Annotated in this window: 27 protein-coding genes and 1 pseudogene; 9 read left to right on the top strand and 19 right to left on the bottom strand. The window is 46.4% G+C overall.

Going from position 1 to position 24,160, the window contains the following annotated elements:
* Nucleotides 1–23: 23 nt before the first annotated feature.
* From POF51_RS00135 to POF51_RS00125, 3 genes are all read right to left on the bottom strand, one after another.
* Nucleotides 24–179, bottom strand: coding sequence for a hypothetical protein (locus POF51_RS00135; RefSeq protein WP_007718860.1), 156 nt, complete (start codon nt 177–179; stop codon nt 24–26).
* Nucleotides 180–215: 36 nt separating this feature from the next.
* Complete coding sequence (locus POF51_RS00130) at nt 216–1,460, bottom strand: DEAD/DEAH box helicase (RefSeq protein ID WP_069844738.1); 1,245 nt, start codon at nt 1,458–1,460, stop codon at nt 216–218.
* A 151-nt stretch (nt 1,461–1,611) separates the two neighbouring features.
* Nucleotides 1,612–1,755 carry a hypothetical protein gene (locus POF51_RS00125; RefSeq protein WP_007718864.1) on the bottom strand — a complete coding sequence of 48 codons (144 nt, stop codon included), beginning with the start codon at nt 1,753–1,755 and terminating at the stop codon, nt 1,612–1,614.
* A gap of 135 nt (nt 1,756–1,890) precedes the next feature.
* On the opposite strand from POF51_RS00125, the gene POF51_RS00120 reads away from it, so the two are divergent.
* Together POF51_RS00120 and POF51_RS00115 are read left to right on the top strand one after the other, a co-directional pair.
* Nucleotides 1,891–2,961, top strand: a complete 1,071-nt coding sequence (locus POF51_RS00120; protein ID WP_069844737.1) for a phosphodiester glycosidase family protein — start codon at nt 1,891–1,893, stop codon at nt 2,959–2,961.
* Nucleotides 2,962–2,996: 35 nt separating this feature from the next.
* A complete protein-coding gene (locus tag POF51_RS00115) occupies nt 2,997–3,512 on the top strand; it encodes a DUF6886 family protein (RefSeq protein WP_271753079.1) in 516 nt (171 codons plus the stop codon).
* Between the two features lie 43 nt (nt 3,513–3,555).
* On the opposite strand, the gene POF51_RS00110 is transcribed toward POF51_RS00115, so the two are convergent.
* On the bottom strand, nt 3,556–5,127 hold the full coding sequence (locus POF51_RS00110) for an ABC-F family ATP-binding cassette domain-containing protein (RefSeq protein WP_271753077.1): 1,572 nt from the start codon (nt 5,125–5,127) through the stop codon (nt 3,556–3,558).
* Between the two features lie 38 nt (nt 5,128–5,165).
* A complete protein-coding gene (locus POF51_RS00105) occupies nt 5,166–6,023 on the bottom strand; it encodes a HEPN domain-containing protein (RefSeq protein WP_271753075.1) in 858 nt (285 codons plus the stop codon).
* A 234-nt stretch (nt 6,024–6,257) separates the two neighbouring features.
* On the opposite strand from POF51_RS00105, the gene POF51_RS00100 reads away from it, so the two are divergent.
* Both POF51_RS00100 and POF51_RS00095 read left to right on the top strand, forming a co-directional pair.
* The gene (locus POF51_RS00100) at nt 6,258–6,407 is read left to right on the top strand and encodes a hypothetical protein (protein WP_015891582.1); all 150 of its coding nucleotides are present in this window, start codon (nt 6,258–6,260) and stop codon (nt 6,405–6,407) included.
* Nucleotides 6,408–6,536: 129 nt separating this feature from the next.
* The gene (locus POF51_RS00095; RefSeq protein WP_069844734.1) at nt 6,537–7,292 is read left to right on the top strand and encodes a hypothetical protein; all 756 of its coding nucleotides are present in this window, start codon (nt 6,537–6,539) and stop codon (nt 7,290–7,292) included.
* Here POF51_RS00095 and POF51_RS00090 read toward each other — a convergent pair.
* The 5 genes from POF51_RS00090 to pdhA all read right to left on the bottom strand — a co-directional run bounded on the left by POF51_RS00090 (nt 7,287) and on the right by pdhA (nt 12,550).
* A complete protein-coding gene (locus POF51_RS00090; RefSeq protein WP_017249159.1) occupies nt 7,287–7,448 on the bottom strand; it encodes an aspartyl-phosphate phosphatase Spo0E family protein in 162 nt (53 codons plus the stop codon). The two genes, POF51_RS00095 and POF51_RS00090, sit on opposite strands and share 6 nt — an antisense overlap.
* Before the next feature lie 122 nt (nt 7,449–7,570).
* Nucleotides 7,571–8,980 carry a dihydrolipoyl dehydrogenase gene (gene lpdA, locus POF51_RS00085; RefSeq protein WP_017249160.1) on the bottom strand — a complete coding sequence of 470 codons (1,410 nt, stop codon included), beginning with the start codon at nt 8,978–8,980 and terminating at the stop codon, nt 7,571–7,573.
* A 6-nt stretch (nt 8,981–8,986) separates the two neighbouring features.
* Nucleotides 8,987–10,378, bottom strand: a complete 1,392-nt coding sequence (locus tag POF51_RS00080; protein ID WP_069844733.1) for a dihydrolipoamide acetyltransferase family protein — start codon at nt 10,376–10,378, stop codon at nt 8,987–8,989.
* A gap of 102 nt (nt 10,379–10,480) precedes the next feature.
* The gene (locus POF51_RS00075; RefSeq protein ID WP_047067643.1) at nt 10,481–11,461 is read right to left on the bottom strand and encodes an alpha-ketoacid dehydrogenase subunit beta; all 981 of its coding nucleotides are present in this window, start codon (nt 11,459–11,461) and stop codon (nt 10,481–10,483) included.
* A gap of 3 nt (nt 11,462–11,464) precedes the next feature.
* Entirely contained in the window at nt 11,465–12,550 is a 1,086-nt protein-coding gene (gene pdhA / locus POF51_RS00070; protein WP_069844732.1) for a pyruvate dehydrogenase (acetyl-transferring) E1 component subunit alpha, read from the bottom strand.
* Between the two features lie 327 nt (nt 12,551–12,877).
* Here pdhA and POF51_RS00065 point away from each other — a divergent pair, with 327 nt between their 5' ends.
* Nucleotides 12,878–13,612 carry an alpha/beta hydrolase gene (locus POF51_RS00065; RefSeq protein ID WP_017249161.1) on the top strand — a complete coding sequence of 245 codons (735 nt, stop codon included), beginning with the start codon at nt 12,878–12,880 and terminating at the stop codon, nt 13,610–13,612.
* 3 nt (nt 13,613–13,615) lie between these two features.
* Here POF51_RS00065 and POF51_RS00060 read toward each other — a convergent pair whose 3' ends face one another.
* From POF51_RS00060 to ltaE, 3 genes are all read right to left on the bottom strand, one after another.
* Entirely contained in the window at nt 13,616–13,813 is a 198-nt protein-coding gene (locus tag POF51_RS00060) for a hypothetical protein (RefSeq protein ID WP_015891590.1), read from the bottom strand.
* Between the two features lie 143 nt (nt 13,814–13,956).
* Nucleotides 13,957–15,600, bottom strand: a complete 1,644-nt coding sequence (locus POF51_RS00055; protein ID WP_271753060.1) for a peptide ABC transporter substrate-binding protein — start codon at nt 15,598–15,600, stop codon at nt 13,957–13,959.
* A 230-nt stretch (nt 15,601–15,830) separates the two neighbouring features.
* Entirely contained in the window at nt 15,831–16,856 is a 1,026-nt protein-coding gene (ltaE, locus tag POF51_RS00050) for a low-specificity L-threonine aldolase (RefSeq protein WP_271753057.1), read from the bottom strand.
* A 124-nt stretch (nt 16,857–16,980) separates the two neighbouring features.
* Here ltaE and POF51_RS00045 point away from each other — a divergent pair, with 124 nt between their 5' ends.
* On the top strand, nt 16,981–17,283 hold the full coding sequence (locus tag POF51_RS00045) for a HesB/IscA family protein (protein WP_173623618.1): 303 nt from the start codon (nt 16,981–16,983) through the stop codon (nt 17,281–17,283).
* Nucleotides 17,284–17,346: 63 nt separating this feature from the next.
* Here the strand turns inward: POF51_RS00045 and POF51_RS00040 are convergent, their stop codons facing one another.
* The 4 genes from POF51_RS00040 to yneA all read right to left on the bottom strand — a co-directional run bounded on the left by POF51_RS00040 (nt 17,347) and on the right by yneA (nt 20,705).
* Entirely contained in the window at nt 17,347–19,596 is a 2,250-nt protein-coding gene (locus POF51_RS00040) for a HelD family protein (RefSeq protein ID WP_271753040.1), read from the bottom strand.
* Between the two features lie 38 nt (nt 19,597–19,634).
* A complete protein-coding gene (crcB, locus tag POF51_RS00035; RefSeq protein WP_069844727.1) occupies nt 19,635–20,000 on the bottom strand; it encodes a fluoride efflux transporter CrcB in 366 nt (121 codons plus the stop codon).
* Nucleotides 20,001–20,095: 95 nt separating this feature from the next.
* Entirely contained in the window at nt 20,096–20,293 is a 198-nt protein-coding gene (locus POF51_RS00030; RefSeq protein WP_007718933.1) for a DUF896 domain-containing protein, read from the bottom strand.
* A 76-nt stretch (nt 20,294–20,369) separates the two neighbouring features.
* Nucleotides 20,370–20,705 carry a cell division suppressor protein YneA gene (yneA, locus tag POF51_RS00025; protein ID WP_017249167.1) on the bottom strand — a complete coding sequence of 112 codons (336 nt, stop codon included), beginning with the start codon at nt 20,703–20,705 and terminating at the stop codon, nt 20,370–20,372.
* A gap of 162 nt (nt 20,706–20,867) precedes the next feature.
* Here yneA and lexA point away from each other — a divergent pair, with 162 nt between their 5' ends.
* The gene (lexA, locus tag POF51_RS00020) at nt 20,868–21,491 is read left to right on the top strand and encodes a transcriptional repressor LexA (RefSeq protein WP_007718939.1); all 624 of its coding nucleotides are present in this window, start codon (nt 20,868–20,870) and stop codon (nt 21,489–21,491) included.
* A gap of 50 nt (nt 21,492–21,541) precedes the next feature.
* On the opposite strand, the gene POF51_RS00015 is transcribed toward lexA, so the two are convergent.
* Nucleotides 21,542–22,027 carry a DUF456 domain-containing protein gene (locus POF51_RS00015; RefSeq protein WP_069844726.1) on the bottom strand — a complete coding sequence of 162 codons (486 nt, stop codon included), beginning with the start codon at nt 22,025–22,027 and terminating at the stop codon, nt 21,542–21,544.
* Nucleotides 22,028–22,135: 108 nt separating this feature from the next.
* Here POF51_RS00015 and POF51_RS00010 point away from each other — a divergent pair, with 108 nt between their 5' ends.
* A complete protein-coding gene (locus POF51_RS00010) occupies nt 22,136–22,711 on the top strand; it encodes a DUF4269 domain-containing protein (protein WP_271753016.1) in 576 nt (191 codons plus the stop codon).
* A gap of 162 nt (nt 22,712–22,873) precedes the next feature.
* A pseudogene (locus POF51_RS32140) lies at nt 22,874–23,083 on the top strand (hypothetical protein); the annotation flags it as partial.
* Here the strand turns inward: POF51_RS32140 and POF51_RS00005 are convergent.
* Nucleotides 23,044–24,081, bottom strand: a complete 1,038-nt coding sequence (locus POF51_RS00005; RefSeq protein WP_069844724.1) for a glycosyl hydrolase family 18 protein — start codon at nt 24,079–24,081, stop codon at nt 23,044–23,046. The pseudogene POF51_RS32140 and the gene POF51_RS00005 sit on opposite strands and share 40 nt — an antisense overlap.
* Nucleotides 24,082–24,160: the final 79 nt, after the last annotated feature.

Below are 24,160 nucleotides of genomic sequence, written 5' to 3'. Positions count from 1 at the left end.
TTCTCCCTGCTCTTCTTCGTCATTCATTCTGCAATCGGCTCTTGTTTCGCCTGTTCCATCTTTTCTTTCAGTTCCCCTGCTTCCTGGCGCAGCACTTGTCTTTCGTGTTTCGTCAAAACTTCTCCACCAACCGTGCCATTTACCAGCAAATCCTCTTCATATAAGCGATCTTTGCGCATGGAAACCTCCTGCAGACAAGTTGTGTACTTCTTGTCCTACTTTGTTCCAAAGCCGCCCTTCTTATGTGCACGATTTTGATTCCGTTTTGCAGGGCTCGTATTTTTGGCTGGAGCTCCTGACTTTTGTGCTGGCGCGGGTTTTCGTACAGGACGCGGATCTTCCAGTGCTCCGTGCGTCATGAATTTTTCAGCAATAGGCAAGCCTGTTTGCTTGGAAAATTTTTCGATGATAAAACGTTCCTGTGTCGTAATGATCGAAAATACCAGTCCGGCACGCCCCATTCGCCCAGTTCGGCCACTACGATGAATGTACGTGTCAGCGTCCGATGCAGGATCGTAATGAACAATACATTCCACACCTGGAATATCAATGCCACGTGCCGATACATCTGTCGTAATCAACACGGGGAATGCTCCATCTCGGAATTGTTGCAGGGTGCGGGCACGCTCTTCTTTTGAAGCATCACGATGCAGGAATCTGCACGGCAAATGGTGGTAGTTGAGCTTCGATACAATCTCGTCCACTTTTTCGATTTGATTGACAAAAACAATCGAAGAACGAACATTGACGAGGCGCAACAAACGACGGAGCGTGTCCACCTTTTTGCGTGGGTCGGTGACCAAATACATGTGTGCTACTCCTGCTGCGCCTTCTGGTGCTGCTGCGCGGATAACAGCAGCATCTTTTGTGAAAATTTCAGCCGTATGTACGACTTCCTCTGCAATTGTCGCTGAGAATAACAATCTTTGTGTATCACGCAGTGTTTTTTTCATGACCTCTTGAACTGGCTTGCCAAAGCCCGCATCCAGCATCCGGTCAGCCTCGTCGACCACAACTGTCTTCACTTCATGGACCTTTAGCTTACGCTGATCAATCAGCTCCAGCAGTCTACCTGGTGTTGCTACGATCAATACAGGCTTCTTTTTCAGTCTCTCGATTTGGCGTTTCACATCGACTCCGCCAATAATGGACATCACGGCCGTGTCCTTCCCTGGCAGAAGACTTTCTGCTTCCCGCGCAATCTGAACAACGAGCTCATGCGTCGGTGCGAGTACAATGGCCTGTACATCTTTTTGCTCCATATTGATTTTCGATAAAATCGGCAATAGATAAGCAAACGTCTTGCCTGTCCCAGTCGGTGATTCAATCAAAGCATCTCGACCAGCCATAATCAACGGGATGGCTTCACTCTGAACAGGTGTCGGTGTTTCCATTTTTCGCTCTCGCAATATAGTCAACAGCGGTGCGCTAATTTGTAAATCTGCAAACGTGGTGCTCACAAAAACCCTCCTGGCATAAATTCGTGCATTGGGTAAGCTTACCACACTTTGCAGGTAGAAAACAGAGGTAAGCCAGTCCTCGTGAGGTAAGGTCCGTCAGAGATAGAGAAAAACAGGCGAAATCCGAAATGGACTTCGCCTGACCTTCCATCTACCCGTTATTGGAATCGATACGGGTTTCCTGCTTCTCACCCTGGTCTTGACGGTCCCGGCTGGTGGTTTGGTTACGTGTCCCTTTTGGACTTTCCATGTACTCCTCTACTTCCTTTTGAAACGCCTCATCATAGTCACGCACACCTATCACCTCCTGTCCTTTATTTTGACCAGGGTGATCACATATTATTTTCCTGAAACCTTTTTCCCGGTCATACGTCTCTTCATATAGGAATGATAACCCTCGTACAATTTGTCAAATGGATGTGAATATGGAATGGAGACGTTATCGCGCACTCGCACTCGCACACACAAGCGAGCCAAGCGCAAGAGACCATGGCGTTGGGTTAAGAAATGGATGCTCGGCACGGCCTTAACCTGTACAACCTTAGCTCTACTAGGAATTATTTTTTTATTTGGAACGAAAAACGGAGAAGAATTACGTGAGTGGGCGGCAGGCACTTTGCTGACAACACAGCATGATTACTGGGCCCCCTATACGTTTTTACCTGATGAAAAACTAAAAGAACTAAAACAGCAAATTACACATCCGACCGTTATCAATTCCGAAGGCACAGGCACGGCAGGACCTCCTGTTCCGCCGAAATCGAATCTGGTAACCGTCACACTTCCGGAGAAACCAAAGGAACTAATCGAGATTGAGGAAATAGACGTCTCAAAAGGCAGTTATTACTTTAAAGGAAAAATCATGTACATTAGCGACCCAAGCAGAGTACGGCTTGTCGTCACGAATCGCAAGGACCGTGGAGATTTGCTCGATGAGTTTGTAAAGAAAACAGGCGCCATCGGGATCGTCAATGCGAGCGGATTCGCTGATCCAGACGGCTACGGCAAAGGTGCGCGTGCCTACGGCGTTGTCATCCACGACGGGAAGATTTTGCAGGGTTACAATCCGAAAAGCGGAGAAACCGCGTTAGGGCTTACCTATGACGGTAAACTCATTACAGGCAGCTACTCGGCTGAACAACTCGTAAAGATGGGCGTACGTGACGCTGTGAGCTTCCGTCCGCAGTTGATCGTAAACGGAAAAAATATGTTTGAAGGAAAGCCTGCCAAGAGCTGGGGCATTCAACCGCGTACCGCGATTGGACAAAAAGAAGACGGGACGATCGTATTTGCTGTCATTGACGGACGCCAGCCCGGCCATTCCATCGGCGCAAGCATGAACGACATGGCGGAAGTATTGGCAGAGCGTGGCGTTGTAACGGCAATGGCCATGGATGGCGGTTCCAGCTCCATGATGCTGCACAACGGTGAAGCCATCACGAAGACATCTTCTCCTTATCATCGAGGCCGCTATTTGCCAAATGCATGGGCTGTTTTTTAAGGAAGTGTTGAGGGGATAGAGGAGGTCACTGATTTATGCAAAGACTTTTTCATTATAGTGAAGATCCGACTATTACGATATTTCAGCCTCGCGCCCATCCCTCCCACCCCACACTTGCTCCCGCTGTATGGGCGATTGATGAAGCACGAGCGCCGATGTATTTTTTACCGCGAGATTGCCCGAGGATTTGCTTTTACAAAAAAGCAGATTCCGAGTCAGCAGACGTTGAGCGCTTTCTTGGCTTGACGAGCGCCAACATGGTTATGGCTATCGAAAGTAAATGGTACTCCGTGCTTACACAAACAAAGCTATATGAATATACCTTCTCACCAGAATCTTTTGATTGCTGGGACGAAGGCGCCGGCTACTATTTGTCAAAGGAAACCGTTACGCCACTAGAAGTAAGACCATTAGGAGACCTCGTGCACTGCCTTAGCCAAGCGGATATTGAATTGAGAATCACTCCTTCGCTGTTGCCGCTTCGAGATTCATTGCTACAAAGCAGTCTGCACTTTTCCATGATTCGTATGCGAAATGCGTCGCTCACATAAAAAACAGGCAGTCTCACCCATTGGTGGCTGCCTGTTTTTGCGTTTACAATTTAATCGGTGTTTTTGCCTGCTCCAAGCTCCATTTCTCAACATCCCACGTCTGCGTAACCCAATCCTCATAAAATTCAGGTTCGTGACATACGAGAAGAACGGTCCCTTTGAACTCCTTCAAGGAGCGTTTGAGTTCTTCCTTGGCGACGACATCCAAGTGGTTCGTCGGCTCGTCAAATACCAGCCAGTTGCTTTCGCGCTGCAGTAATTTACAGAGACGAACTTTTGCTTGCTCTCCCCCGGACAAAGCATTCATATTCCGGTTGATATGCTCGTTTTTCAAGCCACAACGTGCAAGCGCTCCGCGAACCTCATGGTTATTCATGGAAGGGAAATCATGCCATACATCATCGAGTGCGGTAATTGGCTTCGCCTTTACCTCTTGCTCGAAGTAAGCAGGATGGAGGAAATCGCCTTTCTCCAGCTTTCCATCCAACGGAGGAATCACACCCAGCAACGTTTTCAACAGGGTAGACTTACCGACACCGTTCATGCCGACAATTGCTACTTTTTCACCGCGCTCCAGCTTCACACTCAGCTTCGGCAGCAAAGGATGAGAATACCCGATTTCCAAGTTTTCAGCCTCGATGACAAAACGGCTACTTGCTCTGGATTCCTTAAAGATAAACGAAGGTTTGGCAGCTGTTTCCGGCTTGTCGATTCTGTCCATTTTATCAAGTTGCTTTTGACGGCTCTTCGCGCGACCGGTAGTAGAAGCACGAGCTTTATTGCGCGCAATAAAGTCTTCCATTTTCGCGATTTCTTCCTGCTGCTTCTCGAACGCATCAAAATGCTGGCTGCGTTTCGTCTCGGACTGAGCCAGGAAGGATTCGTAGTTCCCTGTGTAACGATTCAGCTTGGTAAATTCCAAGTGATAAATCACATTCACGACTTCGTTCATGAAGGTCGTGTCATGGGAAATCAGCATGAAGGCATAAGGATATTCCTTCAAGTAGTTTTTCAGCCACACGATATGCTCTTCATCCAAGTAGTTCGTCGGCTCATCCAGCAAAAGAACAGTTGGTTTTTCCAGCAACAATTTTGCCAAAAGAACCTTGGTACGCTGACCACCAGAGAGCGATGCTACATCGCGCTCCAAACCGATTGCACTCAAACCCAAAGCGTTGGCGATTTCATCTACTTTCGCATCGATCAAATAAAAGCCGCTTGTTTCCAGCTTGTCTTGAATTTCGCCCATGCGCTCCAGCAATTCTTCCAGTTCCTCAGGAGTTGCCTCGGCCATTTTTTCACCAATCGTCATCAGTTCAGCCTCTTGCTCCAACAGCGGCAGGAAAGCGTCCTTCAGTACGTCACGAATCGTTTTACCAGCTTGCAGCTTGGTATGCTGATCCAAATATCCGTATTCGATTTTGGGCATCCATTCAATACGACCATTATCAGGCAAGTTTTGGCCTGTCAAAATCCCCATCATCGTTGATTTTCCTGTACCATTTGCGCCTACGAGTCCGACACGGTCATTCGGTTGCAAACGGAAAGACACATCGCGAAACAACACTCGGTCTCCAAAACCATGGGACAAATTCTCTACAATCAAAACACTCATGCTCTATTCTTCCTCCTGATCTGTTTCCTCTATGAGGCTTACAACAAAATTCTTTCAAAAAATGCAGGAGCGTACCGTGCCACATAAGATTCGCCCGTAAATACCAATTCGTCCAGCCGGACACGCATATCCTGGAGGTTGACACGTTCCCCGGCGATGTTCAAAATCGCGGCTCGTGTCATCACCCTCAGAATATTGACTTCTGTAGCCAGCTTGTCACCGAACAACTTGCCACTATGCACAATCTCTGAGCGATGATTGTACGATTTTTTTACAAACTGTGCAATCCGTTCACGCTGTAAGGCGGTTTCTCCAAAATAGTACGCCATTCGGACACGCAATTTATAGGTAATCTCGCCTTTTTTGCCATCGGGAACAAACAATGATTCCAATGCAATCCACAGATCCAACAGCTGATCCTCATAGTTTTTCTTCTCCAGTGAAAGCGAATAGCGACGAAAAGCAAGGGATGGCAGCTTCTGTTCGACTAATGAATGAAAAATGCCCGCAGTTTCATCATCAAATGTGTACTTGTCACCATCAAGCGATCGCTTCAAATACGTAATGCCATACATATTGCCATTGACGGTGATGATGTAAGGAATCGAACAAGTCCCCGTTGTAGACGCTAGATTCAGCTTACTTTCGATTTCTTCAATCCATACCCGATCATCCGTTATTTTCATCTCTTGGTGATCCCCAACTAAAAATAAACTGTTGGGATCTACACGCAAATCAAAGGTTCGCTTGTTCTCGTCCATTTCATTGCGCAAAAAACGAGACGCGATTTCATATGGCTTCTTTGCGCCTGATATGAGCGTGTACGAATTAGGCAAATCGATCCGAACGGGCTGTGCTGTTGTTGAATTGAATACGGGGGCGATTAAGACCGGCATAGTTCTCGCTCCTTCCAGACCAGCAGAGCTCGTTTATTGTTTACATAATAAATATTATGTTCTATAAACAGTATCGTGCCATTCTGTAGTTTTGACAACATATCAATTCCTTCTAAATGTGGACATGCTTCCTCACCATACGAGTTTGGAACAACCTCATTATAGAATACCAGCATTTCCTATGATTCGTCATCATGTGTTTACGCCAAACTAGGTAAAGAAGGAGTTGATTTTATGGAAAAGGACCATATTCTAGATGAAAATCCGCATCAAACTTACAATAATGTAGCTCGGCCGCTGGAACAGACTGGCGAACCCCAGCCCGGATCTAAAAAAGTGAAGCAGCAAAATCATTCACGTTCCATTCAAACACGCGAAGGATAAAGAATGGCACCCGGCTCCATTGCAGTCGGGTGCTACTGCCCTTCCTTTTTTTTACATCGAAAAAGATTGAATTGTCCCACAAGGATGCACTATGATAAATTTAGTATCCTTGATGGAGGTTAAGTGAAGATGATCACCATTCCACTTCCGGGCAACCATAGCCCTCTTTCCAATTTGATCAGCTATAGTGTTTCCCCGCTATACGAGATGGCTGCTAGTTTGCATACACTCGCCCAAGAGACACCTCCCGAGCGATTTGCGTATTGGACCGAAGAAAAGGTAGAGCAGTTTGAGTCAGCCCGTCTTTTAAAAGAATGGGGTTATTTTGTCCCCCTCTTTCGATATGGGATCCCAGACTCATTTGACCCCCTACATACAAAAGGTGTGATGGCTGTCGATGATCAGTATGAGTACTTCGTAACACTTCCCACTGATCATTTTGTGCGTAGCATGAAACCGATCTTGGAGGAGTGGATATCGCATCACGATACTCCTGTGGTTGCCTTCGATTTAGAAGAGGATGCCGACTATGTGAAAGGCCGTTTCAGCCTGTTCGTTTCATCTTATTGGCAGTTATTTTTTGAGGCGAATTGGGAGGCGATTGCTCCAAAATTTGTGCGTGAAGCAGAACGGATTTATTACTCTTTACAAGGAATCCAATCCCTTACCACCTATCTGCAATCCATTTCTCCCGCAATTACCTATGACACAGAAACTCATCAGCTAACCTGTCCGAGTAATGGTCCAAGCTACGATGCGCAGCATCTCATTCTTTATCCGAGCTATTATTATGCCCAAGAACCCACGCTTACGAAAAAAGGCTGGAATGCCCATTTGCTGTATTCCATCTCGGAAGTTCCCACTCAACCAAAAACGCCCTCATGAAGGGCGTTTTTCATGTTGCATATGAGCGACAATCAATTTATCTAATTGTTGGCTGATTCTCACGATTTCAGGGTCAAGAAAATTGTAACCTGCATCTTTTGCTGCGCGCTCTAGTTTTAGTCGCAAGTCATCAATCATCTGACTCGTAATTTCCATGCTGCAGACCCCCACCTAACGTTGTCTCCCACTATTTTACATTATATAAGAACAGGTGGAAAGGGTAAGATGTGGAAGAAAAAGCCTTGTACCCATTTCCGGCACAAGGCTTTTCCCACTTCCTATTTCATGACGTGGATCGGACGACCCAGAGCCAATTCAGCAGCTTCCATTGTTACTTCACCCAGTGTTGGATGTGCGTGGATGGTCAGCTCGATATCTTCGAGTGTTGCGCCCATTTCGATCGCCAATCCGATCTCTGCGATGATGTTGGATGCTTCTGGACCAACGATTTGCGCACCCAATACGAGATTCGTTTCTTTTTCTGCAATCAGCTTCACGTAGCCTTCGCCTGCATTTACAGACAGAGCGCGACCGTTTGCTGCGAATGGGAAACGACCTACAACGTAATCGATGCCTTTTTCTTTTGCTTCTTTCTCATTGATTCCTACGCTTGCGATTTCTGGATCGCAGAATACAACCGCTGGAATCGCCTTGTAGTCTACTTCAGCTGGATGGCCAGCAATTGCCTCAGCAGCAACCTTGCCTTCGTAGGAAGCTTTGTGAGCCAACGCAGGACCTGCTACGATATCCCCGATCGCGTAAACGTTAGGAATGCTCGTGCGACCTTGCTTGTCGACAACGATCAAACCACGGTCAGTCACGTTCATGCCGATATCGCGAATACCGAGTTCATCTGTATTCGGACGACGTCCAACAGTAACGAGTACGTATTCCGCCTCGATTTTTTGTTGCTCGCCTTTTACTTCTGCAGTCACGATCACGCCGTTTTCTGTCTCTTCCATTCCTTGTGCCAGTGCTTTTGTATGGATGGTAACGTCGAGCTTTTTCAGCTTGCGTTCCACCAAACGTGGCATGTCTGGCTCAAATCCTGGCAAGATTTGATCGGAACCTTCCAAAATCGTAACTTTTGTACCAAACTTCGCAAACACCGTACCAAGCTCGATACCGATGTATCCGCCACCGATTACCACGAGGCTCTTCGGCAGTTCAGTCAAGGACAGCGCTTCAGTAGAAGACATTACGCGTTTGCCAAACGGGAATGCAGGCAACTCGATTGGGCGCGAACCAGTTGCAATGATGCAATGCTGGAAGCGATAACGGTTGACATCATAACCGTGGAATACACGTACTTCATTTTCACTTACGAACAGTGCTTCACCAGGGATTACCTGGATTTTGTTGCCTTTGAAGAGGGAGCCTACGCCACCAGTCAGTTGCTTCACGATGCCGCTTTTCCACTCTTGTACTTTGGCAAAATCCACTTTTACATTTTCCATGGTGATACCCATGGATTCTGTATGTTGTGTGTGCTCATATGTGTGTGCAGCGTGGATCATCGCTTTGGAAGGGATGCAACCTACGTTCAGGCATACGCCACCCAGCTCACCTTTTTCCACGACAGCTACTGTTTTGCCCATTTGAGCAGCACGAATCGCCGCAACATATCCACCTGGACCCGCACCGATTACAAGCACGTCTACTTCTGTAGTAAATTCACCTACTACCATTGTCTCTTATCCCTCCATGACGAGCAGCGTTGGGTTTTCGAGGAGCTGCTTCACGTAGTTGACGAAACGCTGTGCAGGTTCGCCATCAACCAAGCGGTGGTCAAAGCTCAAGGACAGGTGCAACATTTGACCAACCACGATTTCTCCGTTTTTCACAACTGGTTTTTCGCTGATGCGGCCAACACCCAGAATAGCTACTTCTGGATGGTTAATGATAGGCGTGAAGAACATACCACCAGCAGAACCGATGTTTGTGATGCTGAAAGTGGAACCTTTCAACTCATCTGCAGTCGCTTTGCGGTCGCGTGCTTTCTTCGCCAGGTCGCCGATTTCACCTGCGATTTGGAAGATGGATTTGCTGTCAGCGGATTTCACAACTGGAACGAGCAAGCCGTCTTCTGTCGAGGTAGCAATACCGATGTTGTAGTACTTTTTAAAGATGATTTCTTGTTTTTCATCGTCAATAGAAGCGTTGAGTTCTGGGAATTTCTTCAGACCAGCTACAACTGCTTTCACGATCATAGGCAGGTAAGTCAGCTTCACACCACGCTCTTCAGCAAGTGGCTTCGCATCTTTACGCATAGCGACGAGCGCTGTAACATCCACTTCGTCAAAGATCGTTACGTGTGGTGCTGTGTAAGCAGATTTCACCATTGCTTTCGCGATTGCTTTACGCATACCTTTCAGTGGAACGCGCTCTTCCAGTTCGCCTGCTTGAGGAGTGTGGTGAACAGTTGGAGCCGCTGCTGCTTGTGCTACACCTGTAGCTGCTGCTGCAGGAGCCTCAGTTGCTACTGGAGCTGCCACTGCTTGTGCAGTTGGTGCTGCTGCTCCGCCAGATACGAAGCGATCTACGTCATCGCGTGTGATGCGACCCAATTTGCCTGTACCAGGTACATTAGCCAATTGAACGCCTTTTTCGCGAGCGTATTTGCGAACGGAAGGTGTAGCCAACACATGCTTACGGTCAATTGGTGCCGCTACTGCTGTTGCAGTTGCTTGTGCCATTGGCGTTTCCAGAGCTTGGTTCGCATTTGCACTCACTTGGGAACCGATGTCGCAACCTGGCTCCATTTTGTCTGCAGCTTGAGGCGCTGGTGCCGCTTCAGCAGCGTGGGAATCGCCATGACCATGGTCTGGCAGGTTCGGAATTTCGCCTTCTACGTCAAACTCGATCAGTGGATCGCCGACTACAGAAACCGTACCCTCAGTTACTTTCAGATCGATAACTTTCCCTTTAACAGGCGACGGTACTTCTACAACCGCCTTGTCATTTTGTACTTCCATGATGACTTGGTCTTCTTCTACGGAATCTCCGGGCTGTACGTGCCATTTGACGATTTCGCCTTCATGGATACCCTCGCCGAGCTCCGGGAGTCTGAATGTAAAACGACTCACAGTATCTCCTCCTTGTAAGCATTTATCATAAATTTTTACTTAATATCGCTAGAAAGAAGGCGGAAAGCTTTCAACTTTTCCGCCATTATGTCCGTTTCTCAATTAAAAATCGAGGACTTGAGTCAGACCATCTACTACGCGTTTTACGTCAGGCAGCCATACATCTTCTGCTTGTGCAAACGGGTAAACGGTATCTGGTGCTGTAATACGCAGTACTGGTGCTTCGAGGTGCAGGATCGCACGCTCGTTGATTTGCGTGATGATTTCTGCCGCAACACCAGACGTTTTTTGTGCTTCTTGAACGACGATCGCACGGTTTGTTTTCTTCACAGAATCCACGATGGTATCGATATCGAGTGGGCTGATGGTGCGCAGGTCGATTACTTCTACTTTTGCTCCACGCGCTTTCTCGATTTCTTCTGCTGCTTTCAGGCTGGTATGCACCATCGCACCATAGGTGATGATGGTAACATCGCTACCTTCTTTTACTACGTTTGCTTTGCCGAGTGGAATCGTGTACTCGCCTTCTGGAACTTCTTGACGGAAGGAACGGTACAGCTTCATGTGCTCGAGGAATACAACTGGATCGTTGTCGCGAATCGCGGAGATCAACAGTCCTTTTGCATCATACGGGTTGGAAGGGATAACTACTTTCAGACCCGGAGTTTGCATCATCAAGCCTTCCAAAGAGTCAGCATGCAACTCAGGCGTTTTCACACCGCCACCAAATGGGGAGCGGAATGTAACTGGGCTCGTGAAGCGACCGCCGGAACGATAACGCATACGAGTAGCTTGAGATGCAATAGCATCGAATGTTTCAAATACGAAACCAAAGAACTGAATTTCTGCTACTGGACGGAAGCCGTTTACGGAAAGACCAACAGCCAAACCGCCGATTCCGGACTCAGCGAGTGGCGTATCGAAAACGCGTTGCTCGCCGAACTCAGCTTGCAGACCTTCTGTTGCACGGAACACCCCGCCGTTGTTACCTACGTCTTCACCGAAGACAAGAACGGTTTCATCGCGCTTCAACTCTACGCGCATTGCATCCGTAATGGCTTGAACCATTGTCATTTGTGCCATGGCTTATTTCGACTCCTTCGCCAGGAATTCTGCCTTTTGCTCTTCGAGTGCAGGCGGCAGTGTCTCAAACATTACATCGATCAGTTCGCTAACTTTCATCTTAGGTGTTTCGTCCGCTTTTTTGATTGCGTCCGCAACAGCTGCTTTCGCTTCTTCGATTACAGCTTCTTCGTCTTTTTCGCTCCAGAGGCCTTTCGCTTCGAGGAACTTGCGGAAGCGGATCAGTGGATCGCGCAGTTCCCACTCGCTTTGCTCTTCACCTGTACGGTAACGAGTTGGGTCGTCACCAGCCATGGTATGAGGACCATAACGGTACGTCATTGCTTCGATCAGAGTCGCACCTTCGCCATTCACGCCGCGCTCTTTTGCTTGTTGAACCGCGTAGTAAACTGCGAGAATATCCATACCGTCAACGCGTTCGCTAGCAATACCAGCCGCAACTGCTTTGACTGCGATATTTTCAGAAGCCGTTTGTTTTTCGAACGGCAGAGAGATCGCATAACCGTTGTTTTGGGAGAAGAAGATAACAGGCAGCTTGTATACACCTGCAAAGTTCATACCTTCGTAGAAGTCACCTTGGGAGGTCGCACCGTCACCAAAGTAGTTGATCGCAACTTTCTTTTCACCGCGCAGCTTGTAACCCATTGCAACACCTGTTGCTTGTGTACATTGAGCCGCGATGATGATTTGTGGCATCAATACGTTTACACCTTCAGGAATTTTGCCGCCCTCGATGTGTCCGCGGGAGTACAGGAATGCCTTGTGCATAGGGTAACCATGCCATACCATTTGTGGAATATCACGGTAGCTAGGCAGGACAAAGTCTTCTTTGGAAAGAGCACCCTCGGAACCGATCATGCTTGCTTCTTGACCAGCTACTGGTGCATAGAAACCAAGACGGCCTTGGCGGTTCAAGCTAATTGCGCGTTGGTCCCATACACGGGTAAATACCATTTTACGCATCAGTTCACGTAATTCATCATCGGAGAGCTTAGGCATCAAGTCAGGACGAACAACCGTACCATCCGGGGCAAGAATTTGCAGCGGGGCGTTGTTCTCTGTTTGTTCAACAGCAGTGGATACGCTCATCACATTCACCTCGTCACTAGAATAAGGGACTTCCTTTTCCCGAGTTGCCCTTTGTCGCCTTAATCTGAGCATCTGCTCGATGAGCGACGAGTACAATTCGCGGCGGAAGTGACCCTGATAAAAACCAGAAGAAAGTTGCCTGGTGCAAGAAAGGGCTTACAGCCCGTTTGCAACACCCTGTTATATTGCAGTCAAAATACCTGTTTAACGTGTTATAGTATTGATATTACAGGGTTTATTTCCTCTCTGTTATCATTTACTATATAAGCTGTATCAGTTTTTTTCAAGGCTTAGTTTTTCAATTGAGCAAACAGGGAGTGTGAATCGATGTCTGACTATGTAAAGCGAACCATAATGAAAGAAGAAGTGCCCAGCATCCACGTGGACACTCCCCGCTCGGTCAAAGTATACCTACCACCGGGGTACAATGAGCTTCTTTCTTACCCTGTTGTGTATTGCCAGGATGGGAACGACTTTTTTACGATGGGGCGAATCGCGACCATCTCCAATCAATTGATTCTGGAAGAAGGTATCGAACCCTACATCGTCGTCGGTGTCTCAGTCGATCGCAACAAGCGCACGAGCGAGTATTCTCCATCGGGGTCGAGAAACGCAGCTTATCAGCGTTTTTTCACTGAAGAGCTGATTCCTTACATAGAGGAGCATTATCCTGTACGCCGTGATCCTGCTTCACGTGTGCTGGCAGGAGACTCTTTAGGTGGAACCGTTTCTTTGCATCTCGCATTGGAAAACCCCGACCTCTTTCCACAGGTACTCGCGCTATCCGGGGCGTTTTTCCAAACGACACTCGACCCGCTTTTGAATCAGTCCAGCTTATCCTGGCTGCGAATCTGGATGGTCGTTGGCCTCGATGAGACAGCTGTGGAAACAAGTGCGGGTACCTTCGATTTCGTGCAATGGAATCGCGAGGCAAAACAGATTCTTGAGGACAAACAAGCTACCTTGTCCTACCGAGAAAAACCAGGGAATCACGTCTGGGGTTTGTGGCAAAAAGAGCTGCCTGACGCCTTGCGTTACTTCTTCCCCCCTCCCCGTCTGTAACCATTACGAGCCATTGATTTCTTTAATATCCTCGTATCCGTAGTAGCGGCCATCCACCAGGAAAATACCTTGGTGGTTGGCTTTTTCAATTTCGCCCGCAACCTGATTGGCGTCGTTTAGGACGATGTTGACAATCTTGCTCTCGTCCCGTTTCATTTGATTGAGAATGCGTTCTCGCTCTTTAGCCGAGATCATATCCATCCCTCTTTTCCCCTATGTTGGATAGCTATAGTATTTCATTGGCGGGTCTGAATTACACACAAGCGAGTCAACCGAATGGAACCAAAAAAAGCCTTGCCGCTCTCCCATTTTCCGGACACGGCAAGACTTTACTACGTCTTTTTTTATTGGTCGATGGTTGTATATTTAAAATCTCTACCACCAAACGGGTTGATCAAAAATCCTTTGACCTTGTCATTTTTTATATAGGGTCTTGCGCCATAGTACACAGGGGCAATTGGCATTTCCTCCATTAAGATGGTCTCTGCCTCACGCATGATCGCATTACGCTTCGTCGGGTCTTTTTCCAAGTAACTCTGTACGATTAGCTCTCGGTATCTAGCATTTTCCCAAGCAGCATCGTTCGTCCCCACTGTTTTGTCCTTGAAAATTTCCAAGAAATTGATGGGGTCGTTAAAATCAGCACCCCAATTTCGGTAGGCAAACTGATAGTTTTTGGAGCGCTTGTTTTGTAAAAAAACTTTTTCCTCCAAGCCACTGATTTTCACATCAACACCTAGGCTTCTTTTCCATTGATCCTGAAGAGCTTCAGCCAGCTTTTTCTGACGATCGTCACCTGATCCATATGTGTAAGTCACTTCTGGCATCGTCGAAAGCCCCAGCTCCTTTAACCCTTCCGCCAATAACTGTTTGGCTTTGTCTACATCCTCTTGAAAATAGTCATTTACGCTGAGTTGCATAGAGGGCGGAACCCATGCAAAAGCGGCAGGCACCCCTGTCTGTACGATTCCGTCTACGAGAGGCTGCCGTTGGATGGAATACGAGAAGGCTTGTCGAATCTTTTTATTCGTAAAAGGGGGCATGGTTGTATTAAAGGTGACGGCAACTGTATTCGGATACGGCGCCATTACGATTTTTCCTTCATCCTGTAAAGCGGGGATCACATCGACGGGCAACACGTAGGTTGGATGCCCTCCCCAATCCAAATCACCAGAATCAAACAACGCTTGAGCGGTGTTGGTATCGGTAATCATGCTCCACACGATTTTGTCGAGCTTCACGGTATCTTTGTCATGATACTTCTCGTTTTTCACAAGAACCAATTTGTTTTTATGCTCCCACAGCTCCATTTTGAATGGGCCGTTGCCCACGTAGTTGTCTGGAGACGCTGCCCAATTCGGATGTGCCTCCAAGGTCTTTTTATGTAAAGGAAACAATGTCGGGAAAGCCGTCAGCTCGTAAAAAAACGGAGCTGGCGAATTGAGCTTGACCTCTAGTGTAAAATCGTCTAACGCTTTGACCCCTACGTCTTCATGCGATCCTTTCCCTGTGTTGAATTCCTCTGCTCCTTTAATGAAATAAAGCATGTAAGCATATTCGGATGCTGTCTTCGGATCGAGATTTCTTTTCCAGGCGAACTCAAAATCATGGGCGGTTACCGAATCTCCGTTGCTCCATAACGCATTCGCCTTCAATTTGAACGTGTACGTCGTCAAATCCTCGGATACCGTATAACTGTCGGCAATTGCGTTGGCTATTTTCCCATCCGGTCCATAGCGAGTCAATCCTTCAAAACAGGCAGTAATGACATCAAAGGAAGTGCCATCGGAAGCAAGTCCAGGATCTGCTGTCGGAGGCTCTCCACCGTCTGCATTCCAATTCAGTACCCTCTCTTTTCCTGTTGGCTGCGCTGGTTGAGATGCCTGATCATTCGGTTTGTTCGTTACCGCCGTTTCACTTGTACTACAGCCCGCTAAAACTTGAAGTAGCAAGAAGCAGCTCAAAACGAAGCTCATCCTCTTTCTCATTGAGACCATCCCCCTTGATTCCATTCGATTCCATACACCAGTAAACGCTATCGCTTTATCACACTACCATGATAACGCAAGTGTAGACGAAACAAATCAGACGGTATGGCGAAAAACAGAGCGCATATAGACTCTTATTTTGTACAAATTGTCTAACTATTTAGAATTAACTGTTGATACAAATAAAAAAGCCAGTCTTCCCTTCGACTGGCTACAAGCGGTTGAAACGATTACACCGTTTCCAATAATTGCTCAACTGCTTCCACAACGGTCTCGATATGTTGATCGCTAATGTGTCGATGCGTCGTAAAGCGAATGACGTACTCGTCAAAATCAACAGCGAGCACTCCTTTTTCCTCCAAACGCTCCAAGAAGGCGACAGCTGTTTGTCCAATCGAGTCTGTATTCACCAGCACGATATTCGTCTCGACTTGCTCGACCTGAAGCGATAGCTGGCGCAAGCCTTTTGCCAATTGCTGTGCCCGTTCATGGTCTTCTGCCAATCGTTCGGCCATCTGTGTCAGAGCGATAATGCCTGGTGCTGCCAAATACCCTGCCTGACGCAGCCCGCCTCCTACTTTTTTTCTCCACCATCTCGCTTCTTCGATAAACGCACGATCTCCAGCCAAAATGGAACCCACCGGAGCACTCAGCCCTTTGGACAAACAAATCTGAACGGTATCGGCAAAAGCGCTTAGCTCACTGACTGCAACACCTTGAGCCACAGCCGCATTGAAGAGACGAGCACCGTCCAAATGAACGGGAATACCGTGTTTTTGTGCTGTATCATAGACACTCTTCATTTGCGCAACAGAGATTACCGCCCCGCCAGCGCGATTATGCGTATTTTCGAGACAGATCAATTTTGTGCGAGGAAAATGGATATTGTTGCCCCGAATCGCCCTCTCTACATCTTCTGCACGTAGAGCACCACGTTCTCCAACCAGCGTCCTTGTTTGTACGCCAGCCAATGCCGACATAGCGCCGCCCTCATAGTAAAAAATGTGTGAATCCGCTTCCGCAATGACCTCGTCTCCGTTAACACAATGCGTCAAAACAGCGACCTGATTGCCTTGCGTTCCACTTGTTACGAACAGAGCAGCTTCCTTTCCGAGTATTTCAGCCGCGATCGCTTCTAAACGATTGACAGTTGGGTCCTCTCTATAAACATCATCACCAACCTCCGCTTCCGCCATTGCTCGAAGCATCTCCTCGGTTGGTTTCGTAACGGTATCGCTGCGCAAATCGATTTTCATAGATGACTCTCCTTCCACCGTATTGTCATTCTCTAGACATATCGTAACACTTTCAACATTGCATCCTGTTTTCCCTCTTGCTAAGATGGAGGGGTAACTTACATACAGTTAGGGGATTTGACCTGTGAAACTAAAAATCACTCGTAACGCTGCCAAGCAATTGGCTCCAATCATCGAGGCAGAAGAAGACAAAGAATTGAAACTGCGCGTTTATATTACTCACTCTCACGGTGATCATGCACACTACGGACTCGCTCTGGACAAGCCAACAGAAGAAGATGTTGTGATCTCGACCGACAAAGAGATCGATGTGATTGTGAAAAAGGATGAGCCATTGCTGGATGGCATCATCATTGATTACCTTTTCTTGCCACAAGAAGGTTTTGTTATTACCAACCCTTCCAAAGGTAACACAGGCGACCACTAAGCATGATACAGATAAACCCTCTGCTTTTTTACAGGCAGAGGGTTTTCTTTGATGATGAGAATCTTATTCGTCAGTAGACATACTATACAGCGCTGTCGGTAAATCTTTCAGCAACGGTGAAGATACGTCATCAACCTGCGTCATAACAAGACGATGGACAGGACGTGTCATCGCGACATACAACAGTTTTGCGTCCCATTCATTATTTTGATACGCGTCTACATCCAGTAGAATGACCACATCAAACTGCAAGCCTTTTGTTAAGAAAGCAGGCATGATGGTTACGCCACCCGGAAATTGGTTATCTTTCGTTCCTAACAGGGTTAAATCAGCTATTTTGTCTTGCAGGCCTTTATGTGCTTTTTTACTCGCTTGAATAGTTTTCGCTACGATCGCAATCGTTTTGAAGCCTTCCGACTGGTAGGCTACCACACGCGAAGAGATGTCCTCCCACAGTTGCGCTCGTGAGCGAGCCTTGACCATGATTGGTTTTTCACCATGTCGCAAAACCGGTTTTGCCAATACCGTCTCGGGCAAATCAATTTGCCGCAACACTTCATTGGCACAGCGCATGATCTCAATGGTCGAACGATAGCTTTGTGACAACGTATAATAGGAAGGAAATAGCTGTGCAAAAATCCCCTTCGTCAACTCTTCCCAGGCATGAATCCCCCGGTAGCTATGAATACCTTGCGCAATATCTCCCACGATCGTTAGCGAGTTTCGCTTAGTTGCCAATGCAATGACGGCTATTTCTAACGCACTCAAGTCTTGTGCTTCATCCACGACCGTATGATCAAAATGCTCTGCCTTATTCATTCCTTCAACAATATGCTGCAAGTATAGCAATGGCGCGATATCTTCCGGCTCCAATCTCTCCTCTGCAAACAATGCAGCGCTAGACTGAGTCACATCACGGACAACTTCGTCTGAAATGTCAGCAGGTACGAGCTTGCGCAGCAATTCCTCGTCAGCAATCAACTCGCGATAAGCTGCGAAGATTTCCAGTCTCGGAAACGAAGTCAGGTACGTATCTAGTATCTGCTCCAGCATTTTCTCGAATTTGTACAAGCCTTCTTTGTCCAAATCGACTTTTCGCTCTCGCAAATGGGCAAACAATTGCTTGTTCATTTCTTGTTTCAAATGCTTGCGAAGCGCTTCTACCCGCCGATGATACGGCATATTGGCGAATTGCTCCAAGAAGCATTGGCGAATAAAATCACCCGGAATTGAAAATACTTGCTTCGTTTTGTTGTATAAAAAGCTGAGCTTCTTGAAAGGAATTCTTGTTTCGACGATATGCCGAATGTATTGCTCCAGGGCCTCCCGACAAGCGAGCGATCCTTTGAAGCGAAGCCTGTTTCGTGTCATTTCTTGCTGGCGCTCATCCTGCCCCTCTTCGAAGAACAATTGAAGAGGCTTATCAGGACTCACGATTCTCCATCCTTTTGGCAGCAGAGGCTTCACAAGACGCGCTGCCCAATCTACAAAAGTAGACTGTTGAACATCATCGACTCCCAGCTCAGGCAAAACCTCGGATATATAGGTAAGAAACATCCGGTTAGGTGCAAAAACCATGAACTTTTTGGACATCATGGAATCCTGGTAGTTATAAATCAAATAAGAGAGTCGGTGCAGAGCAATCGTTGTTTTTCCGCTCCCCGCTACTCCTTGCACAACAATCGGCCGTTCTTTTTCCGCTCGGATAATATCATTTTGCTCGGATTGAATCGTAGCGACGATGTCTTTTAGCCTACTATCGTTTGCCTGATTCAGATTGGCTGCCAAGAATTCATCAATGAAGCCCTCTTGCAAAAATTCGTCGGGATGCCCCATCTCGCGGTTAATCGTTTCTTTTACCGCTCCATCATAGATGCCGACGATCTTTCCGTCTTCGATCGCAAAATTACGCTTTAGTCGAACTTCACCACGCACGATCTCGCGTCCCATCCGGTAAAACGCTTCTTTGCTCTCACCGGAATAATAAAGACTGGCGATAGGCGCGCGCCAATCCACGACGACAGAATCAAACGTATCGCTGCGTACAATTCCCCGTTTTCCTATGTAGACCTCATCCAGCTCGTAGATTTCATCTTTCAAGAAATCCACTCTGCCGAAATATGGCTTCTCTCGACCCTGATCTTCCAGGTAGCTCAATTCCTTAGCCTTTTTATAGTTAACAACCTGTTTGACATAATCATCTGTTGCCTCGCGAATATCATTGCGAAGCTGCTCCATTTCTTCGTCGATCGCTGAAATTGTTTCATCCAGCTTTTTTTGTTCCAATTCATAATCACGATGCTGTGTACTCACATTCATTCCCCCTCACATGTATCGTGTCATTGAACGACTCAGGACCATTGCCTGGCCAACCATATTCCAACCGCACAAGAAAGTAGACCGACTCCCAAACTAAGCAGAGCGTACAAAGTGCCACGTAACAGTTGGCCTTCTCCCCAAAAAGAGACTACTTCCAAGGAGAAGCTTGAGAAAGTCGTAAATCCTCCCATGACCCCCGTTGCAAATAAGAGGTAGAGTGTCGGAGATAAAAAGCCACGTTCTTTCCCCAGCACGAACAAGATGCCGATGATCAAAGATCCACAAACATTGGCGATCCAGGTTCCCCACGGCCATCCCGGCTGATTCGCGAGCAAAGACAATAGGTAGCGCAAAAGAGAGCCAACTGCTCCTCCAACCGCCACAGCTATCCACGCCATCGCTTTCCCTCCCTGGCTATCACAGCTTATGTATGTCACAGAAAAAGACACCCTAGCGTCAAGCGAGGATGTCTGTCGTATCAGTAATTGTTATCTTACTGTTTTGGCTTATTTTCTTCAAGGTCTTCCACATAACGGATGGAATCCAAATTTGCTCTCAATGAAAGCTTAACGGCGTCAATGTACTTTTGGCGCAATGCTTTTTGTTCGAGCTTTTCCTCTTCGGTCAAACCTTCTTCGCGCGATTTTTTGACCAATTCGTTGATGCGTTTAATTTCTGCGTCAGATACCACTGCTGGTTCCTCCCACTCTGTAGTAGTGCCGCTTCATTATACCACATTCGAATGATCCCGCAAGACAGCCGAACACTTACGGAGTATCAGGAAGGATGAGAGTCTGACCTGGGTAAATCCTGTTGCTCTCTAAACCGTTCGCATCCTTAATTTCTATTATATAGTCCCGAACATCCATCTGATCTGTATTGTATTGAACAGCTAACGACCATAGGCTATCTCCAGATTGTACAGTTACTTCTATGCCTTGTGGCTCCTCCATTGGCGAAGAAGCAAACACTAGTTCGGTTAACAGGTAAAAAAAGAGAGTAAATGTAATAAGAAACAAGAGAGCTTGTCCTCTCGTGATACCAAAACGAACACGACGTTCTTCTTTTTTCTCGAAACGATTACGTACTGTCAATGAATTCATAATGATAGCCTCCTCGCAAACATACGTTCTGATCACTTGTAGCCTCATAATAAATGAGAACATATGTTCATGTCAACGATGAATCGAACTTATGTTTGTCGAACGCAAGCTCCCATGGTATAATATAGGAAAATATGTTCGAGAAATCAGGGGTGTCTTTCTATGTCAAAATTATCGAGTAGACAACAAGCCATCATCGAGTTCATACGAAAGGAAGTTCGTGATAAAGGATATCCGCCATCTGTACGTGAAATTGGGGAGGCAGTTGGACTAGCTTCCAGCTCAACTGTACATGGGCATTTGGCACGCTTAGAGAAAAAAGGCCTCATTCGTCGAGATCCTACCAAACCTCGTGCCATCGAATTGCTATCAGATGAAGATCGTTTTCAAGACAATTTCGAAGACTCTGTCGTCCGTGTGCCAGTAATCGGAAAAGTAACCGCTGGACAACCGATTACTGCCATTGAGGATGTAGAAGAGTACTTCCCGCTTCCAGACAATATCGTGACTTCTGACAAGGTCTATATGCTGCGCGTCTCCGGGAACAGTATGATTGATGCCGGGATTCTCGACGGAGACTACGTCATTGTTCGCCAACAGCACGTAGCCAACAATGGTGACATCGTCGTAGCCATGACAGAAGAAGACGAAGCGACCGTTAAAAGATTTTTCAAAGAAAAGAATCACTTCCGTCTCCAACCGGAAAATGCCACGATGGAACCGATCATCCTGGAGCATGTCACTATTCTCGGTAAAGTCATCGGTGTTTATCGACTCATTCACTAGTTCCCACGTAAAAAAGGACAGCCGAGGCTGTCCTTTTTGTTTTCTGTCTATTATCTGGCGATAAAAAACCAGATGATCATCGTAACTTGCAAGATGACTTTTACGACTGCACTACCCAAAAATCCGATCAGTGAGCCTACGCCCGCTTTCACTGCTCTCTCCATCGACTGCTTCTGTACCATCAACTCTACAAGAACGACGAATACGAACGGCAAGATCAGCATACCAAACGGTGGGAAAACGAAAATCCCGAGGATAATACCGATCGCAGCAGCGATGGACGACCATTTGGACCCTCCGTACCTTTTTACGAAGTACATATTTGTCAGCAAGTCAGCACCGTAAAGCAGAATGCTTAGAACGACCATTCCCCACCAAAAGGATGCCGGCAATCCCGCTCCCGGATCTGCAATGAAAAAGTGATAGAGCAAAAAGCCCGCCCACAGTAATATCGTATCAGGTAAAACGGGTAAGAAAATTCCTGCGATGCTTAGCAAGAACAATAACACAACCACTACCCACAAAAATATTTCCATCTACTACACTCCCTTCATTTAGGTATACGAGTGATTATCGATTTCGTTGCGTACTTATTCACTTTTGTCTAAACTATTTTAAAAGAAAGCAGACATGGAGGTAGTCTCATGAGAAATTGGCATGATCTCTCCTACTTGGGCAGAGGGACGATTCGCCAAAAAGCAGCGTTGGAAGCGATTCAACAGACGAACATCATGGAAGTACTATCCGATTACCACCCAGTGCTTGCCGGAACCATCCCATTGGACATTGATGTTGTGCAAAGCGATCTGGATATTATTTGCGAGAGTCATGATCTGGAGCAGTTTGAGCAGGCTGTTCGTACAGCATTTGGCTGCTTGCCCGGATTTGAAGTGACACACTTAGATGTAAATAGTACTCCCACGTGCGTTATCTCGTTTTTCACAGCTGGCTTTTGGTTTGAATTGTTTGCTCAACAGGTAGCTGTCGAAAAGCAAAACGCCTATCGTCATATGGACATCGAAGCACGATTGTTAGACATAGGAGGCTTGGATGCGTATAAACATATCAGGACTCTGAAGCAAAGCGGCATCAAGACAGAGCCTGCATTTGCTCGATACTTTCATATCCCGGGTGATGATCCATACGAGGCTTTGTTGCAATTGGAGCCGTTAACAGACCAGGAATTACGACAAAGAGTTCAACTGCTGCGAAAGGAATAATCTTCGAGCAAAGAGCCAATCTCTACTGCTTGAATGTAGGCTTTTCATTTAATGTCTCGTTAAGGTATCGGTCCAGCTTATTAAAATTCAGGAAATAAAAATCCCGTATTCAATAAAAAATACGGGATTTTTATAAATTGTTTATCTTGTTTTAAGCTTCACCTAGATGACGGTGCCCACCTTTATATATGTGGGGATGGAAGTCGAATGGCTACGGATGTAGAAAATACTCTTTGTCACGCCTATCAAAAAATACATGGAGTCAGTGAACAAGAGGCAAGAAATTGGTTCATCATTTTTCTTCTTGTTTTATTCGACGTAAGTAAATGGATTTATTTTAGACCAGAAGAGATCGCTTCCCAGAATTTTTGATCTTCCATACCGATCGCATATGTCGATACACCAGCTAACTCATATGTTTGCGTATAATGCGTCTTATTTTTTATACTTGTTTCGTCTTCATACCATACGACATGTTTACATCCATCAGAATCCGTGTAATTGAAATACATTGAACCAGAAACCTCATCCCTAACTGGTGTTGCTCCAGTCGTGGCAATTAGTTCCGAAATATTTTTCCACTCTACTACAGAATTACTTTTATTTGTAGGATCAGATAAGTTCCAATCATTTCCGTATTCTGGAATACCCATGATTACCTTTTCGGAAGGAATATAATCAATTGAGAATTGGAGAGAAGATTCTATCCACGGAGCACTTGCTACAGAACCTGGATCACTCCATACCCCATGCTCATCATAAGTCATTACCTGTATATAATCAGCAGCATTTCCTAGTGCCTCATAATCGTATGCTCCAGTCCAGTCATCTGAAGGATCGTCTGTGGATTTTGCTGGAACGGAGACCATCGTTAGAAGGTTGTTGGCTTTCATCGTTTTCGAAACCTCTTTAACGAACGCAGTCAATGCCGTACGGTCCTTTGGCAAAACAGCTTCGAAGTCAATGTTAATGCCTTTGTACTTATTTTTTTTCACAAGAGACAGCATATTTTTTATGAGGGTGTTTTTCGCTTTGGAATTAGTGAGCACTTGATGTGCAATGTTACTATCCCACCCTTTTGCTCCATAATTGGACACCAGAGCGTATGGTAACACGTTTACCGAATTTGCGTAGGAGACAGCTTGCTTTGGTACATTTCCTACAATATTACCGTTACTATCTGTATTCAGCGTATCAGTAGAAATTTGATTCATGTATGTATGGAATTGGCGAAATTCTATTGTAGAATCACCAGTATAATATCCAAGAATAATTTTAGAGTCAGCATACGATTTCGCAGCAGGAACGAAGAACAGACAAGCTAGCGTGGTTGTGATTAAAAAAACCTTTTGAACCTTTCTGACATTCATGTAAATAGCCTCCTTTGAGTCTTAGAGGTATTCTACCTAATCTTTCAAGAACATTGTCCAACAAAAAAACAGTTATCAC

The organism is Brevibacillus sp. AG (assembly GCF_028369215.1).
GTDB lineage: Bacteria > Bacillota > Bacilli > Brevibacillales > Brevibacillaceae > Brevibacillus > Brevibacillus porteri.
The sequence above is the reverse complement of the archived record's forward strand: the minus strand, read 5'-3'. Positions and strand labels throughout refer to the sequence as shown.